The 16,513-nt window shown below is 69.5% G+C and carries 20 protein-coding genes; 7 read left to right on the top strand and 13 right to left on the bottom strand.

Features of this window, described 5'->3' with window-relative positions; all coding sequences use genetic code 11:
- Positions 1 to 60: 60 nt before the first annotated feature.
- Together ACH49X_RS21300 and ACH49X_RS21295 are read right to left on the bottom strand one after the other, a co-directional pair.
- Positions 61 to 1,485, bottom strand: a complete 1,425-nt coding sequence (locus ACH49X_RS21300; RefSeq protein WP_357206127.1) for an MFS transporter — start codon at positions 1,483 to 1,485, stop codon at positions 61 to 63.
- A gap of 11 nt (positions 1,486 to 1,496) precedes the next feature.
- Entirely contained in the window at positions 1,497 to 2,294 is a 798-nt protein-coding gene (locus ACH49X_RS21295; protein ID WP_357206125.1) for a thioesterase family protein, read from the bottom strand.
- A gap of 54 nt (positions 2,295 to 2,348) precedes the next feature.
- Between ACH49X_RS21295 and ACH49X_RS21290 the strand changes: the two genes are divergently transcribed.
- From ACH49X_RS21290 to ACH49X_RS21275, 4 genes are read left to right on the top strand one after another with little or no spacing between them, the layout of a single operon-like run.
- Positions 2,349 to 2,822, top strand: a complete 474-nt coding sequence (locus ACH49X_RS21290; protein ID WP_195081196.1) for a helix-turn-helix domain-containing protein — start codon at positions 2,349 to 2,351, stop codon at positions 2,820 to 2,822.
- A 52-nt stretch (positions 2,823 to 2,874) separates the two neighbouring features.
- Positions 2,875 to 3,288, top strand: coding sequence for an NUDIX domain-containing protein (locus tag ACH49X_RS21285; protein WP_357206124.1), 414 nt, complete (start codon positions 2,875 to 2,877; stop codon positions 3,286 to 3,288).
- 32 nt (positions 3,289 to 3,320) lie between these two features.
- Positions 3,321 to 3,818 carry a hypothetical protein gene (locus ACH49X_RS21280; protein WP_357206122.1) on the top strand — a complete coding sequence of 166 codons (498 nt, stop codon included), beginning with the start codon at positions 3,321 to 3,323 and terminating at the stop codon, positions 3,816 to 3,818.
- 46 nt (positions 3,819 to 3,864) lie between these two features.
- A complete protein-coding gene (locus tag ACH49X_RS21275) occupies positions 3,865 to 4,146 on the top strand; it encodes a hypothetical protein (protein ID WP_195081198.1) in 282 nt (93 codons plus the stop codon).
- 151 nt (positions 4,147 to 4,297) lie between these two features.
- Here the strand turns inward: ACH49X_RS21275 and ACH49X_RS21270 are convergent, their stop codons facing one another.
- Genes ACH49X_RS21270 through ACH49X_RS21255 form a run of 4 tightly spaced genes read right to left on the bottom strand, consistent with a single transcriptional unit; the run spans position 4,298 to position 7,995 of the window.
- On the bottom strand, positions 4,298 to 4,897 hold the full coding sequence (locus ACH49X_RS21270) for an ATP/GTP-binding protein (RefSeq protein ID WP_067807418.1): 600 nt from the start codon (positions 4,895 to 4,897) through the stop codon (positions 4,298 to 4,300).
- Positions 4,878 to 5,252 (bottom strand): DUF742 domain-containing protein, encoded by a 375-nt coding sequence (locus tag ACH49X_RS21265; protein ID WP_195081199.1) that lies wholly within the window; start codon positions 5,250 to 5,252, stop codon positions 4,878 to 4,880. The genes ACH49X_RS21270 and ACH49X_RS21265 overlap by 20 nt, the downstream gene beginning before the upstream one ends.
- Positions 5,253 to 5,260: 8 nt before the next feature.
- Positions 5,261 to 5,674, bottom strand: a complete 414-nt coding sequence (locus ACH49X_RS21260) for a roadblock/LC7 domain-containing protein (RefSeq protein WP_067807423.1) — start codon at positions 5,672 to 5,674, stop codon at positions 5,261 to 5,263.
- Between the two features lie 2 nt (positions 5,675 to 5,676).
- On the bottom strand, positions 5,677 to 7,995 hold the full coding sequence (locus tag ACH49X_RS21255) for a nitrate- and nitrite sensing domain-containing protein (RefSeq protein WP_195081200.1): 2,319 nt from the start codon (positions 7,993 to 7,995) through the stop codon (positions 5,677 to 5,679).
- 275 nt (positions 7,996 to 8,270) lie between these two features.
- Here ACH49X_RS21255 and ACH49X_RS21250 point away from each other — a divergent pair, with 275 nt between their 5' ends.
- Positions 8,271 to 9,824, top strand: a complete 1,554-nt coding sequence (locus ACH49X_RS21250; RefSeq protein ID WP_357206120.1) for a succinic semialdehyde dehydrogenase — start codon at positions 8,271 to 8,273, stop codon at positions 9,822 to 9,824.
- A 64-nt stretch (positions 9,825 to 9,888) separates the two neighbouring features.
- On the opposite strand, the gene ACH49X_RS21245 is transcribed toward ACH49X_RS21250, so the two are convergent.
- Complete coding sequence (locus ACH49X_RS21245; protein WP_195081202.1) at positions 9,889 to 10,368, bottom strand: DUF779 domain-containing protein; 480 nt, start codon at positions 10,366 to 10,368, stop codon at positions 9,889 to 9,891.
- A gap of 70 nt (positions 10,369 to 10,438) precedes the next feature.
- Positions 10,439 to 11,650 carry a transcriptional regulator gene (locus tag ACH49X_RS21240; protein WP_357206118.1) on the bottom strand — a complete coding sequence of 404 codons (1,212 nt, stop codon included), beginning with the start codon at positions 11,648 to 11,650 and terminating at the stop codon, positions 10,439 to 10,441.
- Between the two features lie 197 nt (positions 11,651 to 11,847).
- On the opposite strand from ACH49X_RS21240, the gene ACH49X_RS21235 reads away from it, so the two are divergent.
- Positions 11,848 to 11,973, top strand: a complete 126-nt coding sequence (locus tag ACH49X_RS21235) for a hypothetical protein (RefSeq protein WP_357105006.1) — start codon at positions 11,848 to 11,850, stop codon at positions 11,971 to 11,973.
- Between the two features lie 4 nt (positions 11,974 to 11,977).
- On the opposite strand, the gene ACH49X_RS21230 is transcribed toward ACH49X_RS21235, so the two are convergent.
- Together ACH49X_RS21230 and ACH49X_RS21225 are read right to left on the bottom strand one after the other, a co-directional pair.
- Complete coding sequence (locus ACH49X_RS21230; protein WP_195081204.1) at positions 11,978 to 12,301, bottom strand: hypothetical protein; 324 nt, start codon at positions 12,299 to 12,301, stop codon at positions 11,978 to 11,980.
- A gap of 104 nt (positions 12,302 to 12,405) precedes the next feature.
- On the bottom strand, positions 12,406 to 13,578 hold the full coding sequence (locus ACH49X_RS21225; RefSeq protein ID WP_357105009.1) for an MFS transporter: 1,173 nt from the start codon (positions 13,576 to 13,578) through the stop codon (positions 12,406 to 12,408).
- A gap of 64 nt (positions 13,579 to 13,642) precedes the next feature.
- On the opposite strand from ACH49X_RS21225, the gene ACH49X_RS21220 reads away from it, so the two are divergent.
- Entirely contained in the window at positions 13,643 to 14,020 is a 378-nt protein-coding gene (locus ACH49X_RS21220) for a MerR family transcriptional regulator (protein ID WP_357206116.1), read from the top strand.
- Between the two features lie 208 nt (positions 14,021 to 14,228).
- Here the strand turns inward: ACH49X_RS21220 and ACH49X_RS21215 are convergent, their stop codons facing one another.
- The 3 genes from ACH49X_RS21215 to ACH49X_RS21205 form a co-directional block, all read right to left on the bottom strand.
- On the bottom strand, positions 14,229 to 15,368 hold the full coding sequence (locus tag ACH49X_RS21215; protein WP_195081207.1) for an alkaline phosphatase family protein: 1,140 nt from the start codon (positions 15,366 to 15,368) through the stop codon (positions 14,229 to 14,231).
- Positions 15,369 to 15,411: 43 nt separating this feature from the next.
- Entirely contained in the window at positions 15,412 to 15,723 is a 312-nt protein-coding gene (locus ACH49X_RS21210; protein ID WP_195081208.1) for a nuclear transport factor 2 family protein, read from the bottom strand.
- Positions 15,724 to 15,784: 61 nt separating this feature from the next.
- Entirely contained in the window at positions 15,785 to 16,411 is a 627-nt protein-coding gene (locus ACH49X_RS21205) for a TetR/AcrR family transcriptional regulator (RefSeq protein ID WP_357206114.1), read from the bottom strand.
- Positions 16,412 to 16,513: the final 102 nt, after the last annotated feature.

The following is a 16,513-nucleotide window of genomic DNA, read 5'->3' as shown; positions in this document are numbered from 1 at the left end:
TGCCGGACCCGACCGCGTCGTCCGGACGCGGTGGCGCGTACGCACCGAGACGATCCCGGGTCAGGCGACGGCCGAATCGGCGACCGGTTCTTGCGGCACGACAGCGGGTTTCGGCGTGCGCGCGACCGCGCCGACCAGTCCCGCGATGACCGCTACCGCGGCGGTCGCATACCATCCGCGCCGGAACGCGTCGAGCGTCGCCTCGGGGCCTGCGGGTGAGCCCAGTACCGCGACCAGGCCCGCGACGCCGATCGCGAGACCGATCTGGCGCGCCATGCTCAGCACGGCCGACCCGGTGGCGAACCGCTGCGGCGGCAGTCCGCTGGTGCCCGCGGCGAAGGCGGTCGGCAGGGTGAGTCCGACGCCGATGCCGCTGACCACCATGCCGCCGAGCAGGCCGCCGACGTAGTCGGGTGTCAGGCTGATCGCCCGCGCCCACCACAGCATGCCCGCGCCGAACACGATCCCGCCCGCGGCGATGACCGGCCCGGCTCCGATCCGGCCGATGAGCCGCCCCGCCGAGGCGGCGACCACCGGCACCATCAGCGGGCCCGGCGCGATGGCCAGTCCGGTGCGCAACGCCGACCAGTCCCACACGTTCTGCGCCCACAGCACCACCGACAGCAGCATCGCGCCGAAGGCAACGTTGAACAAAACCGCGTTACCGGTCATCCAGGCGAAGTTCGGCGCGCGCAGCAGCGCCGGATCCACTACCGGGCTGTGGTGCCGGGCCGAGGAGACGACGAACGCCACGGTCAGGATGGCCGCCAGCGCGAACGCGCTCAGCACCCGCGCCGACGACCAGCCCCAGTCCTCGCCCTCCACCAGTCCGAGCACCAGGCTCGCGATCGCCCCGACCAGCAGCGCCGCGCCGAGCAGGTCGGGCAGCCGCCCACGGTCGCCCTCGGGGTCGGGCAGCGTCCGCAGACCGATGATCACGGCGGCCAGGCCGATCGGCACGTTGACCAGGAAGACCCAGCGCCAGCCGAATTCGACGAGTAGGCCGCCGAGCACGGGGCCGAGCGCCGCGCCGAGCCCGCCGAAGGCGACCCACAGCCGCACCGCGGCGGCGCGGCGGTGCGGTGGGCTGGCCGCGAGCACCAAGCCGAGCGAGGCGGGCGTCAGCAGCGCGGCGCCGACGGCCTGGAGGACGCGGAATCCCACCAGCGACCCGACGTCCCATGCGGTCGCGCACAGCGCCGATCCGGCGACGAAGATCGCCAGTCCCAGCAGGAAGGTGCTCCGGATGCTGCGGCGGTCGCCGAGCCGTCCCGCCGGGACCAGCAGGGCGGCGAACACGATCGCGTAAGCGTTGAGCACCCAGGACAGGCCCGAGATGCGCGCTCCGCCGAGATCGGCGGCCATGTCCGGCAGGGCGACGTTGACGATGAACAGGTCCAGGCTCGACAGCAGGACGCCGATCGAGACGACGGCCAGCACGACTCGGAAGTCGGTCCGCTCAGGCGGTGTAACAGAGGAATTCACGATCGTCTCCTTCAGCCGAGCACGCGGCGGGTCTGGCGGGCCGAGGCGAGCAGCAGGCCGCTCCGGTCCCAGATCGAGGTGTCGTCCACCGACCAGCCACCGCCGGTCGAGGCGTTCACCGTGCGTACCAGCACCGGGGAGCCGCCGGTCGGCACGTGGTGCAGATGGATCGACAACGCCACGGTGGGGATCGCGACGGGCGCGCGCAGCGTGGGGAAGACGGCGGGCGGCAACGCGTCGGCGAGGATGGCGAGGGCCGCGGCATCGGTGGGCGGCTCGGGGACGAGTTCGATCCACGCGCACATCATCGGTTCGTCCGCGCCGGTCAGCGGCAGCGGGCCCGCTGCGGGGCGGATGTCGAAATGAGCGCTCGCCGGCACGATTTCCGGCGGCAGGGCGAAGCGCGCGCAGGACTCGGGTTCGGGTACTCGTGGTGCGGGCGCGCCGGCGTAGTCCGCGACGCCCGATGCCGTGGTACGACCGAGTGTGACGGACGCTCCCGCGACGGGCCTGCCGTCCTGCTCCGCGCCCACCTCGACCACGACGGTGCTGCGGCCGACGGCGCGCTCGGTCGCGTGGAAGGTCAGCACGCCGTCCGTGGGGCGGCCGAGGAACCGGAGGTCGACGGCCCGCACCGGCAAGGGTTCGGTCGCCGCCGCGCGCGCCACCTCGATGAGCAGTGCCGCGATCACGCCGCCGTGCGGGCCGGTCCAGCCGCGCCAGGACCGGTCGACACGAGCCCGCCACCCGGCACGGGACTCGGTGAGCGCGAACTCCTCGGCGAGGCTCCGCTTAGTGAGTTGTTTCATGCAACGCACCATAGGGTAGTGAGTTTTATGACGCAACCGACTATGCTGACGACCATGCGCAGGACGAGCTTCGAGGAGATGAACTGCTCACTGGCCCAGTGCCTCGAGGTGGTCGGCGAGTGGTGGACGCTGCTGATCGTGCGCGACGCTCTGTTCGGCGTGACGCGCTTCGACGACTTCCGCGCACGCCTCGGCATCGCCCGCAACGTGCTCACCCAGCGTCTCGAGCACCTGATCGAGCACGGAGTGCTGACCAGGGAGCCCTACCAGGACAACCCGGTGCGCTACGACTACCGGCTCACCCCCAAAGGCCGCTCGCTGTGGCTGGTGGTCACCGCGATGCGGCAGTGGGGAGACGAATGGGCCGCCCCGGACGGTCCGCCGGTGCAAACCCTGCACACCACCTGCGGGCACCTCGCGACCGTCGAGCCGGTGTGCTCCGTGTGCGGTGAGCGCATCGCGGTGCGCGATCTGCGTCCGGTGCTCGGTCCCGGCGCCAAGGATCCTTCGCTGCTGCCATCGAGCTGAGGCCGGTTCGACCGATTCCGTGTTCGCCGCCGCGCGGCGCTAGGCTGCGGCGGTGGCGGACGGGCGAGTGCGGCAGCTGATCGACACGGTGGCATGGGTGCGCATCGAGAAGGGGCGCATTCTCTGCGCCAGACCCCGCGGCAAGGACGTCTTCTACATCCCGGGCGGCAAGCGTGAGGGCGAGGAAACCGATCTGCAGACGCTGCTGCGTGAGATCGAGGAGGAACTTACCGTCGCACTGCTGCCGGAGACCGCCGCGCACGTCGGCACCTACGAGGCAGTGCACGGCCCGCAGGACGGGGCGCTGGTGCGGATGAGTTGCTACACCGCGGAATATCGCGGAACGCTCGCCGCCAGCAGTGAGATCGAAGAGGTCGCCTGGTTCTCCTATGCCGAGCGCCCCCTCGTGCCCCCGGTCGATCAATTGCTGTTCGACGATTTGGTGCACGCGGGCCTGCTGCGGTGAATCGCGGGCCGGACAGCGCTACCGTCGGCGGTATGTCCTGGTTTCGGGCGCTGCTGCGTTACGCCGCCTACGCACTTCGCGCGCTGCCGCTGGCGGCGCGGCGGATTCCGACCCGGCTGCGCGCGCCGCGGCGAATGCTCGGTGAATCCGTTCTGCCGCACCGATTCTCGGCTCTACGGTCGGTGTCGCACTCGGTGCTCAGCGGCGGCGTCGGCCTGCAGACGTGGTTCCTGGCGTTCCTCGCGGTCCTCGCCGCGTTCCGTGGCGTCTGCTTTCCGCTCGTCGCAGGCCACGATCTCGAAAAATCGTGGGGCGGTCCGACTTTGGCGGGAGCGTGGGCGGTCCACGCGGCGCTCGGTGTCGGACTGCTACCGGTGTGGCTGTTGATCCTGGCCGGGCTGGGCGCGTTCCAGTTGCGGCTCACCCGCGGCCTGCTCGGCCGGAACGGGCCGCGCTGGCCCGCCCCGGCCGCGGTCGCGATTGTCGCGGGCGGCGCGCTGCTGTTCGTCGCGTGGATCCGGCAGGTGTGAGGACCCGATCACGGCAGCGGCATCCACCATGAAGGACGATGGGAACGTGAACGCTCCCGCTCCCGGCCCTGTTTTCGACGTGATCGCTGTGTTGAACGGTGCGGTGGACCTGCGCTCCTATCCGCGCAGGAACCTGGTCCTGAGCTCGCTTCAGGGCGGTGGGTTCGCGTTCGGCTCGGCCGGTTACCAGCGTGCGATCTTCGAGCCGGTCGTCCACCTGGTCAACGGCATCGAACTGCTCGAATCCCAGGGTTGGGAGCTGGTCAGCGTGCTCGACCGGAACATCTCGAACGTCAACTACACGTTGGCGTTCATGCGCCGAACCTGACGAGGCGGCCAGCGAGGGCGGCTTGTTCGAGCAAGCCTGCGGTGGCGAGGACTCTCTCCGCGTAGGTGACGGCCACCGATCGATCATCGATGTCCGGCACCCACGTACGAAGCGGCCACCGCCCTGGCGACCCTATGCACGAATTCCTCGCTCAGGTGGTGGCGTGTGCGCGCTGCGCCCGCTGGATGAGGTGCTCGACGAGGGTGAGCAGGACGTCCTTGCAGGAGCTGCGCTCGCGGGCATCGCACAGCATGACCGGGGTCACCGAGTCGAGATCGAGGGCGTCGCGCACTTCGTCGATGGTGTACCGCGGTGCGCCGTCGAAGCAGTTGACGCCCACCATGAACGGCAGGCCGCGCCGCTCGAAGAAATCCACGGCGGCGAAGGAGTTGCCCAGCCTGCGGGTGTCGGCCAGCACGACGGCGCCCAGCGCGCCGCGCGCCAGTTCGTCCCACAGGAACCAGAACCGATCCTGGCCCGGCGTGCCGAACAGGTACAGCACCAGGTCGCGGTCGATCGTGAGCCTGCCGAAATCCAACGCGACCGTGGTCGTGGATTTCTGCTCGACGCCGGACAGATCGTCGATGCCGGTGCTCACTTCGGTAATCAGCTCCTCGGTGCGCAGTGGCGCGACTTCGCTGATCGCGGAGACCATCGTGGTCTTGCCGACGCCGAACCCGCCGGCGACGAGGATCTTGACCGAGGCAGCCAGTTGCGGTGTGCCGCTCGGATCAAAGTTTTCGGATTCCATCCAGTACCGCTCGCAATATGTTGAGGTCATCGGGTCCGGCCTCCGTCGGGACGGGAGCACGGAAGATCAGTTGCCCGTCGCCGATCAGATCACCGACGAGGATCTTCGTCACCGCCAGCGGCAAACGCAACTGTGCGGAGAGTTCGGCGACGGTCTGCGAGACCCGGCACAGGCGAAGGATTTCGGCGTACTCGGGTTCGCTGCGTCGCAGCGCGGTCGCGGACGGGTCCGCCACCACGGTGGTGAGCATATCCAGTTCCGGCCCGGCGCCGCTGGTGCGCCCGCGTGTCAGCGCGTAGGGGCGCACCAGCGGGCCGGCCGCTTCGTCGAACCAGGGCTCACGCGGATTGGTCATGGCGGTCGCTACTCGACATGCCCGACGAGGTCTTGACGCGGGGTCGTGGACAGGTAGTTGCCCACGCGCTGGACGGTCAGGTTCATTTCGTAGGCCACCATGCCGAGATTGGCCGATTCGGCGGCTTGCAGTGCCAGGCAGGCGTTGTCGCCCGCGGAGGTCACGAACAGCACCGCGCGGTCGAGTTCGATGACCGCTTGGCGGACGCCGCCGCCGTCGAACCGGTTGCCCGCGCTGCGCGCCAGCCCGTAGAGCGCCGAGGACATCGCGCCGAAGTGTTCGGCGTCCTCGCGGTTCATTCCGCCGGAGCGGCCCAGTAGCAGCCCGTCGGTGGACAGCACCACCGCGTGGCGCACGCCTGCCAGCCGGTCGACGAGATCATCGAGCAGCCAATTGAGATCACCTGCGGGAGAAGCGGACACACCTAGCCTTCCTGTTCGTCGGAGATGACAGCGCGACGGCCCTGTCTGGTTCCGTTCTCGATGGCGGACATCAGATCACGGGCTTGCTCGGCGGAGCGGTGCGACTGCACGGATGCGGCCTGCTCCTGGACCGGCTGCGCCAATTGCGGTGCGAGGTTGGTCTGTCGATGCCTGCGGGGCAACGCCGGACGCCCGTCCGGCGTGACCTGCGTCGGCGCCTCGGTGTACGGGCGGGGTCCGTAGCGGGGGAGTTCGGCGGGTTCGGCAGGCAGGGTCGCCACCGGCGACGGCGCGGTCTGCGTGGGATTTCCCGTGTCCGCCACCGCCGGACCGGCGACGAGCTTGCGCCGGCTGCCGGGATCGGTGAGCTCCGCCGGAGTCTGCGCCGGGGCGGAATCGGCCGCGATGAGCGCGGACGGGATGATCACGATGGCCTTGATGCCGCCGTAGTCGGAGTCCGACAGCCGTACCGTGATGCCGTGGCGGGTGGCCAGCTGCGCGACCACGAACAGCCCGAGCCGGGAGTCCGCCGACAGGGCCGCCACGCCGAAATCCGGTGGGTCGCGCAGCATGTCGTTCATCTTGGCCAGCTCGGGTTCGGACATGCCCATGCCTTGGTCGCCGATCTCCACCACGACGCCCTTGCCGACCACGTTGCCGGTCACCTCCACCCGTGACTGCGGCGGGGAGAAGGAGGTCGCGTTGTCCACCAGCTCCGCGAGCAGGTGGATGAGGTCGGCGACCACCGTGCCGAGCACATGCACCTCGGGCAGCCGCGACACCCGGACCCGCGCGTAGTCGAGGGTCTCGCCGACGGCGCTGCGCACCAGATCGATCAGCGGCACCGGGTTGCGCCACTGCCTGCCCGGCTTGCCGCCGCCGAGGATGGTGAGGTTCTCGGCGTTGCGCCGCTCGCGGGTGGCGAGATGGTCGAGGCGGAACAGGGTGTCGAGCAGGATCGGGTCCTCCTGCCGCTGCTCGGCTTCGTCGAGGATCTCCAGCTGCCGGTGCACCACGATCTGGCTGCGGTGCGCGATGTTCAAGAACACCGCCCTGACGCCTTCGCGGGTACGAGCTTCGGCCACCGCCGCGGAGACGGCCGCCGAATGCGCGTGCTGGAACGCCTTGGCGACCTGGCCGATCTCGTCGCTGCCGTAGTCCAGATTCGGGGATTCGGCCGCGGGATCGACATCCTCGCCCGCACGCAACCTGCGCAGCATCTCCGGCAACCGCTCATCGGCCAAGGCAAGGGTTTCCCCACGCAACCGCTTCAGCCTGCGGATCACGCGGTTGGCCAGGACGACCGCCACGACGAGCACCAGAAGGCCCACCAGCAGCATGCCGCCGCCGGTGACGGCGGAGCTGGTCGCGGTCGCGGCGGCCTTGTCCTCGGCGGACCGCTGCACATTCCGGTTGTCCGCCGCCCAGGTGTCGAGCAACGTGCGACCGACCTCGGTGGCGGCGCGGTGCCATTCCTCCGTGCTCAGTGGCAGCGGCGGCACGCTCGTTTGCCGTGCGCCGCCGCTCTGGCCCGCGGCGGTGGCGCGCTGGATGATGGCGTTCTCCATCGCGGTCAGCTGTTGCCAGGCGGAGCTGGTGGTGAGCGCTTGCAATCGATCTTTGGTCGGACCGCTGAGTTCGGTGATGAGGTTGGCCAACTCCGAGTGGTAGAAGCCGGTCTGGTGAATGTACTCCTCGATCGGAATGGGTGGCGGCGTGGCGCCGTTGACGTACACCGCACCCAGGGCGTTGCTGCGGGCCATGGCCTCGCTCACGTAGTACAACCGGACACCGGCCACGGCCCGCACCGCGGTGTCGCTGTCCGGCGCGCCCTGCACGGCGTCCATGGCGCCTTTGGGAATCGGCTCGAGCAGCCGGTTGTAGAACATGTACGCGTCCGGGATCGGCAATGCCCCCGCGTCGGCGGCGGAGCGCACCATGATCATGTTCTGCATCAGGACATCGAAGTCGGCGTCCTTGCCGGTGATCTTCGTATCGTCGACGTTGCGCAGGTTGCGTGACGCCGTGAGCAGGCGGCGCACCGCCGCGTCCACCCGCAGGCGCACGCTCGCGAGCGAGGAGGAGAGGGTGTCGTCACCGGACAGCTGGGCGATCGTGAGGTGGCGTTCCTGCTGCACCGCGTCCATGACCTCGCTGGTCACCGCGATGGCGTTCTGGCTCTCGGCGGCCCAGTCCTTGGCCTTGGTCCCTTCGGCCACGAGATAGCCCGCTGCGCCCACACCGACCAAGAGCAGAGTCAGGCTCGGAATGAGCGCGATCGCCAGAATCCGGGTGCGGACCCCGAGCCTCGCTCTGAACATCGGCACAACGTAAACCACGAACCCGGCGATCCGGACGTCCTGTCCCGGTGAGCGGGACTGGATTTGACGTGACATGCTTTCCTGTGATTCCGCGCACGATCTGCCGAAAATTATTGCGTTGCCGCATAACTGGGAGTCAGCGGGGTCCGGTGCGGCCCGCCTGCGCGATCACTCGTGCGGCGATACCGCGAAATCATCCCGTAGCCGGTTCATGGCGCCTCGTACGCGGCGTAGATTGTCCGTATCCCTCGGTTACTCACAAGTAGGAGGCAACGATGCCCGCGCCGGAAGCCGATGTATTCGACCGCCTCAGCGCGCTGGCCGCGATCGAGGCGCCCGCGGAACGTCAGAGCAGGACGATCGCCGAAACCTTCACCGGAAAGCCGCTCGGCAGTGTGCCGGTCGGCACCGCCGCCGATGTCGCCGCCGCCTTCGACAAGGCCAGGGCAGCGCAGCAGCGCTGGGCCGCGCGGCCGGTGGCCGAGCGCGCCGCCGTGCTCGACCGCTACCGCGCGCTGGTGGTCGAGCACCGTGACTTCCTGATGGACGTGGTGCAGGCCGAGACCGGCAAAGCGCGCTGGGCGGCGCAAGAAGAAATCATGGGCCTGATGTTCGCGGCCCGCTATTTCGGCAGAATCGCGCCCGGCGTGCTGGGCGGCCACCGGGTACCGGGCGCGTTTCCCGTGCTCAACCGCGCCTCCGTGCGTTACCAGCCCAAGGGCGTGGTCGGCGTCATCGCTCCATGGAACTACCCGCTGTTGCTGTCGATCGGCGATTCCATACCGGCGCTGGTCGCGGGCAACGCCGTGGTGGTCAAACCCGACAGCCAGACTCCGTTCTCCACGCTGGCCGGTGCGGAGTTGCTCTACCGGGCCGGTCTGCCGCGGGAGTTGCTCGCGGTCGTCCCCGGGGCGGGCGGCGTCGTCGGCACCGCGATCGTCGATGCCTGCGATTACCTCATGTTCACCGGTTCGTCGGCGACCGGCCGCACCCTGGCCGAACAGTGCGGCCGCAGGCTGATCGGCTTCTCCGCCGAACTCGGCGGGAAGAATCCGATGATCGTGACCGCGGGCGCCGATCTGGACAAGGCCGCGCGGGCGGCCGTGCGCGCCTGCTTCTCCAACGCGGGGCAGCTGTGCATCTCGATCGAGCGGTTGTATGTCGAGCGGCAGGTGGCGGCGGCGTTCACCGAGAAATTCGTCGGCGCCGTGAACGCCGCGAAACTCGGTGCGGCCTACGACTATTCCACCGACATCGGCAGCCTGATCTCCGAGGCGCAACTGGAGACGGTGTCCAAGCACGTCGCGGACGCCACCTCGAAGGGGGCGAAGGTGCTCACCGGCGGCACCGCCCGCCCGGATCTGGGGCCGCTGTTCTTCGAGCCCACGGTGCTCGCCGAGGTGACCGACGAGATGGAATGCGCTCGCAACGAAACCTTCGGCCCGCTGGTGTCGATCTATCCGGTCGACGATGTCGAGCAGGCCATCCGCCTGGCCAACGACACCGACTACGGATTGAACGCCTCGGTCTGGGCGGCGAGTAAGTCCGAAGGCGAGCGAATCGCGGCGCGGCTGCACGCGGGCACGGTCTGTGTGGACGAAGGCTATGCGCCGGCCTGGGGCACCACGGGCGCGCCGATGGGCGGTATGGGCATCTCCGGTGTCGGGCGCCGCCACGGGCCCGACGGCCTGCTCAAATTCACCGAGCCGCAGTCGATCGTGGTCACGCGTTTCCTGAATCTCGACGCGCCGAAGTTCTTCCCCAAGGGCAAGTGGCAGCCGTTCCTGATGACCGTGGCCCGCAACCTGCGTTTCCTGCCCGGACGCTGAGGCACGCGTCCGTCCGGGTGGTCGTGCCCACCCGGACGGACGGCCCGCCGGTTCCGTGCAGGGGTCACGCCAACCGGTCGGCTCCGGTGCGCGGCGGCCCGCCCGCCGCCAGCGCCGCTGCTTCCTCGTCGGTGAGCAGCCGTGATCTGATGACGAAACGCATGTCCTCGAGCGTGTCCGAAGCATCGCCGCCGGGGTCGTCGGTCACGTCCACGGTGAGGTGGGCGTGCTTCCAGCGCTCGTACTGTTCCCCGCTGATCCACAACTCGGTGTGCCAGGGCAGGTTCCCCAGCAGAACATCCCCGCCGCCGATCCGGGACTCCCGGATGGGCAGGCAGCGCGGCGAGCCGCTGTCGCGGTGTCCGCCGGACTGGTGCAGCAGCACGGCCCCGTGCTGGTCGATCACATGGCGCAGCACGGCCCTGGCGCGGTCGGTGATGTCCACCCGCCGCGTTCGATGCGCCACCGCACCGCGGGGACGACGGATCCGGACGTCGGGTAGTCGGCGGTGCCGGAGTCCCGCCCCCGGTCTGGTGTAGCTCATGGTTCCTCGCAGATATCTCGGACCGAACCAACTATGGTCCGGGGAGGTTGGTGCGAGGTTGGTGGAAACCTCAGTCCCGCAACGCCGTATGCAGCCGAGCCGCGACAACGGCGCGGCGCACGTCGTCGGAGGGGAGCAGCCGCAGCGCGTGCTCGTGCACCGCGATGTCACGGGGCACGCGCTCGCCGAAGGCCACCGCGTGCTCGGCGCGGTCACCGGCGAGCACGGCGGTGCGCACACCCACGTCGAGATGGTCGCGCCACTGCAGCACGGCCGGCGCTTCCGAGCCGGGCAGCAGCGGCCCCCGGTACAGCCATACCGCCGAGGTGGTGTCGCCCGCCGTGACGGCGGCGAGCAGGTCGACCGCGTCGCAGGACACCGGGCCGGTCAGCACGTAACGGCGATTGCTGATCTGGCCGCCGATCGCGCGCCGCAGATGCGAGACGTCGGCCTTGAGCGTGCTGATGGACACCGCACGGTCGCCGTACAGGGCGGCATGCAATTGTTCCGGCGAGAAGCCGTCCGGCTGCAGCGCCAGCAGGGCGAGGATCTCCAGTTGCCGAGGCGGCAGCGGCAGCGGCGCCCCCTCGCGCACCAGTCGAGCGGTGCCGAGGCATTCCAACCGGATCCCCCGCGAGGGCACGGGCGCGGCCGTGCGCAACATCGTCTCCACCGCCGTCACCAGCGCCCGCACCGACGTGCGCACCGCCGGATGGGAGCGGTCCCAGGAGCTGGACAGGTCCAGCGCGCCGACCTGCCTGCCGTCGGGTCCGTGGATCGGCGCGGAATAGCAGACCCAGCCGTGCAGGGCGGCGACCAGGTGCTCGGCGGAGAACACGGTGGCGGGGCGATCGGTGTGCAGCGCGAGGGCGACGCCGTTGGTGCCCATGTGGCTTTCGTCCCAGCAGCCGCCGGGCGCGAGGTTGACCTGCTCGGCTCGTCTGCGCAGGGTGCGGTCACCGCAGGACCACAGCACGGTGCCGGCGCTGTCGGTGACCACGGCCAGGTAACCGGAGTCCTCGGTGACGGCGCGCAGTTCACCCGCCAGCGCCGTCACCGGTTCGCGCAGCGGGGAAGCGGCCCAGCGGTCGCCGATGTCGTCCACTCCCGGTGCGACGGTGGTACCCGGATCGACGGTGTGCAGCGACCGCCGCCAGGATTGCGCTACTTCGTTGCGCAGAACGGTGTTTCGTGGCTCCGGCATCGGCGGAGCCGTCGCCCATCGCTCCCATTCTCTTTCCAGTTCGACCCGCTGCTGGGTGAGGGTGCGGAACAGCGCCACGTGGAGGACCCATCGTCGTGTGAGCTCGTATTCGCACTCTCATTCTGGCGGACGCCGCTGACGGTGGCGAACCGTTCGGCCGCTACCCGCCGGTCGCGTCATAAGCTGACGCCATGGCGACCGGTTCTGCGCGGGCATGCCTCGCCGACGTCCACGAAATGGCCGCGGACATGCCCTAAGGGCATCCCTCGGTCCTGGTGCGCGCGGCCCGGCTCGGCGAACTGAGTCGTCGCGAACTCGCCGAGGTCATCCAGGACGCCTGGCTGTCGCGGGCCTCGCGCAAGCGCACGGCGGACTGGCTGGCCGCCCATCCACCGCGCTGATCGGTCACTTCCGAATGAAAATGCCCGCGACGTCGGCGTTCTTGATCGGGGTGTCGGCGTTGGCCTGGGCGCCGCACAGCAGGTCGACCGACACCATCGTCGCGTCCACCACGGTTCCTGCGGGCTCGCGGTCGTCGTTGCTCTGTTGCTTGACGAACTTGGTGATCGTCGTGCGCTTGGTGTCCTGGTCCTGCTTGATGTACTCGCTGCACGGGGTGTCGCCGCCGCGGTTGAGCGCGCGCTCGATGTCGGTGCAGCCCGCCAGCGCCATGGCGACCATCGCGATCCCGAGGCCGGTTCGGCCGGTTCGTGACAGCGTGGCGTTCATGGGACTCCTCCTGACGGTTCGGCGGCGTTGCCCGCCGCGATCGGACTCCAGACTAGTTGTAGGAGGCCGCGCCGTCGGTGCCACGCTGACCCGACAGGCGGCCCTCAGTCCGTGATCACCGCGGCGTCTTCGCCGCGGGTTCCGCGCGGCGCGCGGGTAGCCGTGGCGGTCAGCAGCAGGCCACACATGGTCAGGCTCGCGGCTACGAGGTAGATGGGCCTGGGGCCGGCGGGGGAGTCGGCGATGAGTCCGCCGAACAAGCCGGCGCAGGCGGCCGCGACCTGGTAACCGGACGCGTTGACGGCCATGGCCAACGTGGGCGCCTCGGCGGCGGCCGTCATGACGCGTGCTTGCATGCCGGGGATGATCGCGAAGCCGAGCATCCCGATCACCACGACCGCCGCCGCCGTGAGTGCGGTCGAGGTGGCGACGAACCAGGTACTCGCCAGGATCACGGCCAGCAGTCCGAGCAGGGCGGGTTGGAAGAAGCGCGGATTTCGGTCATGGAGCGTGCCGCCGACGAGATTGCCGATCGTCGCACCGACGCCGTAGGCGAGGAGCAGGACCGGCAGCCGGGTGGCGGGATGACCGCCGAGATCGGTGAGCAGCGGGGCGAGATAGCTGAACACCATGAGAACACCGACGTTGCCGACCGCGGTGATGGCCAGCGCCACCAGCACCGGCCGCTGTCGCAACACCCGCAACTCCGCGACCGCCGAGGTCCGGCCCGCATCGCTCGGTGGGCTGAGCAGCCAGAACACCAGACCCAGGCCGATCAGGCAGATAACCGCGATCGCAGTGAACGTCGCGCGCCAACCCGACTGATGGCCGATCCAGGTGCCGATCGGCGCTCCGAGAATCATGGCGGTATTCATCCCGAACGCCAACCGGGCCACCATCGTCCCGGCTCGTTCTGCGGGCGCGGACCGCACGGCGATCACAACGGCTTGGGCGAAGAAGGTGGAGCTCACCAGCGCGGTGAGCACGCGGGCGGCCAGCAGCACGGGGAACCCGGAGGCCAGGGCGGAGACCGCGTTTCCGACGACCGCGACAACCAGCAGCGCCAGCATCAGCCGCTTTCGATTGATCCCGGCGGTCGCCGCGGTGAGCACCGGGCCGCCGATGATCATGCCGATGGCGTAGGCCGTGACCAGCAGGCCCGCGGTGCCGACAGCGACCCCGAGATCGGTGGCGACCTCGGGAAGTATTCCGGCCACGACGAACTCGCCGGTCGTGATGCTGAAGACGCAGAACATGAGGACCGTAATTCGAAGCATGCCGGCACGCTAAACTCTCACGTCGACGTGAGAGTCAAGCCCGGGTAGCGAACGGAGCGGCCCGATGAAGATCGGCGAGCTGGCAGATCGGACCGGCGTCAGCGTGCGAGCGCTGCGCTACTACGAGGAGAAGGGGGTCCTGAATCCGGATCGAACCCACAGCGGATACCGGATCTTCACCGAAGCCGATGTCCGCACGGTGGCGCACATCCAGACCCTCCTCGCGGCGGGTCTCGGCATGGACCTCATCGGCCAGATCCTGGCCTGCCTGTCCGGCGAATCCTTGTTACTGGACAGCTGCCGCGAACGTCTCGAAACAGAACGCCGCCGGATCACCGGCGACATCGACCAACTGATCCACACTCGGTCGCTGCTGGACGACTTGCTCGCCACCGCCAAACCTCCGGCCCGGTACAACCTCGCGGAGTCGGCCACCACATAGTGGCGCCAACTGCCCGACCACCGCGGTGGGTCCGCCGGTACTGCATCCAAACGATCACCGCCACCGCGGCGATCTTGGATCGTATCCTGAGCGCCGTCCGGGCGAAGGGCCTCGCCGACGGCGCACTCGGTACCGCCCGGGCCGAGGTGCAGCGAGCGATCGCCGCCGGCTACGGAGCCGACGGATTCGGCAGGCTCGCGGCACTCGATCAGGCGCGGAAGACGCACAGCGGGACGTCGATCTCCGCCGGGGTCAGCGAACCGTGGTGACCGACCAACCGCGACTGCAGCGGTTCGGCGCCGGTCCGGATGACGCCGCGCCGCCCGCGCGCGACGACGACCAGATCGCCGATGCGCTGGGCGACCGCGGGGTCGACGGTGGGGCCGAACCAGCCGCGTCCCATGGTCTCCGCCCTGGTCAGCACCTCGAAGTCCGCGCCGAGCGTGGCCTCCCACGCCGCGGCGACGTCGGATTCGGCGTCCGGCTCGGTGTAGATGTGCCTGGCGCGGGCCTCGCCGCCGAGCGCTCGAACGCCCTCTTGCAGCACGGGGGTGGTGTCGAAGTCGATACGGTCGTCCAAGTGCACCATGCCGTGGTCGGCGGTCACCAGCAGCGCCGCTCCGGCGGGCAACTCCTCGGCGAGCGCGGCGGCGAGCCGGTCGGTGTTCGCCAGTTCCAGCTCCCAAGAACGGGATGCGGGCCCGCGCACGTGCCCGGTGAGGTCCAGATCGCCGTGATAGGTGTAGACCAAGGAACGCGGACCGGCGCGCAGCGCGTCGCTCACATTCGCGACGAGATCGCCGAACGAGAACTGGGGGCGGAACTCGCAACCGCGCAGCACCGCCTCGGTCAATCCCGATCCCGCCTGATCGCGCGGCGATACCTGTGCCACGGCGATGCCGTCGGCGACGGCCCGCTGGAAAACCGTTGTCCGGGGCTGGAATTCCGTCGGAACGAGTTCCTTGCGCAGATCGGATTTCGGCACGCCGTGCAGCCGCCAGGACAGCGGCGTGAACAGCGGGTCGTATCCGGGCACGTGGAACAGATAGCCGACGATGCCGTGCTCGCCAGGGGGAACGCCCACTCCGAGCGAGGCGAGGCTGGTGGCCGTCGTGGTCGGGAAGCCGGCCGTGAGCGAGATCGGAGCGAGACCGGACAGGAAGGGCGCAGCAGCGGGATTGGCGATCAGATCGTGGTAGCCCAGCCCGTCGACCAGCAGCACGCAGACCCGGTCGGCGTCGAGCCCGAGCCCGAGGCGGTCGGCCTCGCCGGGCACGCCGAGACCGGCGAGGACGGAGGGCAGCAGGTCGGCGAGAGAACCGGTACCGTAGCGCGGCGCGACGAACACGAGGGTCAGGATGTCAACGCGGGCGGCGAGCTGGCAAGGGCTTTCACGCCTGTCCGGTCTCGAAACGGCTCACTTTGCCTTCCCGCAGGACGAACCGCCAGGTGGTTCGCATCGAGCCCCAGCGCGAATTGGTGTAGTCGGCGACCAGTTCGGTGCCGTTGTCGCCGACCGACTCGACGCGCATGCGGCCGTTGCTGTCGAAGATCTCCGCTTCGGTCCACTGGGCGAGGTTGCGCTCCACGCCGTCGTCGGACATGGTGGCGTCGTCGGTGAGAACCGCGTAGAAGCGGTCTTGATCATTGGCGTTGAGAGCGTCGACGAACTCCTGCACCGTCGGATCCAGCTGTGCGGTCATCCGTGTCGTCCTCTCGGATCGGTGTGGGAAGCATCGGAGGAGCAAACGTCTGGCGTTTACTCTAGGGCAGCGGTGACTCGCCGGGTTCGATCAATGTCGCGAAGGTCCGCATCACATCGTCCACCAGCGCCGTGGCGGTGGAGCCGAACTGTTCGGCGCGCTTCTCCAGCTGTCCGTCCAGCCACAGCGAGGCAAGGCCGTGGCCGAGTCCCCAGAACATGACGGCCAGTGTGTCGGCTTTGTCGGCGGGCAGCGCGCCCGCGCGCACGCACTCCGCGATCGCGTCGGCCAGCACCGCGAAAGCGGCGTCGCCCGCGGCCATGGTGTCGGGATGCTTGTCGGGCTGGGAGAGTTCGGGCCGGAACATCAAGCGGAAGTAGGCCGGTTGCTCGCGGGAGAACCGCACGTAGGTGTGCGCCAGCGCGGTGAGGGCGGCCATGGGCGTCTCCGCTTCGGCGCGGGCGGCCGCCAGTCGCGTTCCGAGCATCTGGAATCCCTGGGTGGACAGCGTCGCCAGCAGGGCGGCTCGGTCGGGGAAGTGATGGTACGGCGCCGCGGTGCTCACGCCCGCCTCGCGGGCCACCCGGCGCAGGCTGACCGCCGCGAGCCCTTCGGTTTCGATCAAACGCAGGCAGGCGGCCAGCAGCGCGTCGCGCAGGGCGCCGTGGTGGTAACTGGTCCGCGTCACCGTCCGAGCGTATGCGACGCCTCCTGGACAACCTAACTATGCGATGCTTAGATTATCTGAGCGGCGCTCAGATGACTGCCGCCTCAGCCAATCCACGAGACG

The organism is Nocardia sp. NPDC019323, assembly GCF_044389845.1.
Lineage (GTDB): Bacteria > Actinomycetota > Actinomycetes > Mycobacteriales > Mycobacteriaceae > Nocardia > Nocardia implantans.
Note: the sequence above shows the minus strand (reverse complement) of the source record. Positions and strands in the feature narration are given on the sequence as shown.

What these genes read in the sequence shown, in the direction of transcription:
- ACH49X_RS21295 (WP_357206125.1), bottom strand. Translation starts at nt 2,294, where the DNA reads ATGAAACAACTCACTAAGCGGAGCCTCGCCGAGGAGTTCGCGCTCACC.
- ACH49X_RS21290 (WP_195081196.1), top strand. Translation starts at nt 2,349, where the DNA reads ATGCGCAGGACGAGCTTCGAGGAGATGAACTGCTCACTGGCCCAGTGC.
- ACH49X_RS21280 (WP_357206122.1), top strand. Translation starts at nt 3,321, where the DNA reads ATGTCCTGGTTTCGGGCGCTGCTGCGTTACGCCGCCTACGCACTTCGC.
- ACH49X_RS21270 (WP_067807418.1), bottom strand. Translation starts at nt 4,897, where the DNA reads ATGGAATCCGAAAACTTTGATCCGAGCGGCACACCGCAACTGGCTGCC.
- ACH49X_RS21265 (WP_195081199.1), bottom strand. Translation starts at nt 5,252, where the DNA reads ATGACCAATCCGCGTGAGCCCTGGTTCGACGAAGCGGCCGGCCCGCTG.
- ACH49X_RS21255 (WP_195081200.1), bottom strand. Translation starts at nt 7,995, where the DNA reads ATGTTCAGAGCGAGGCTCGGGGTCCGCACCCGGATTCTGGCGATCGCG.
- ACH49X_RS21250 (WP_357206120.1), top strand. Translation starts at nt 8,271, where the DNA reads ATGCCCGCGCCGGAAGCCGATGTATTCGACCGCCTCAGCGCGCTGGCC.
- ACH49X_RS21245 (WP_195081202.1), bottom strand. Translation starts at nt 10,368, where the DNA reads ATGAGCTACACCAGACCGGGGGCGGGACTCCGGCACCGCCGACTACCC.
- ACH49X_RS21230 (WP_195081204.1), bottom strand. Translation starts at nt 12,301, where the DNA reads ATGAACGCCACGCTGTCACGAACCGGCCGAACCGGCCTCGGGATCGCG.
- ACH49X_RS21225 (WP_357105009.1), bottom strand. Translation starts at nt 13,578, where the DNA reads ATGCTTCGAATTACGGTCCTCATGTTCTGCGTCTTCAGCATCACGACC.
- ACH49X_RS21220 (WP_357206116.1), top strand. Translation starts at nt 13,643, where the DNA reads ATGAAGATCGGCGAGCTGGCAGATCGGACCGGCGTCAGCGTGCGAGCG.
- ACH49X_RS21210 (WP_195081208.1), bottom strand. Translation starts at nt 15,723, where the DNA reads ATGACCGCACAGCTGGATCCGACGGTGCAGGAGTTCGTCGACGCTCTC.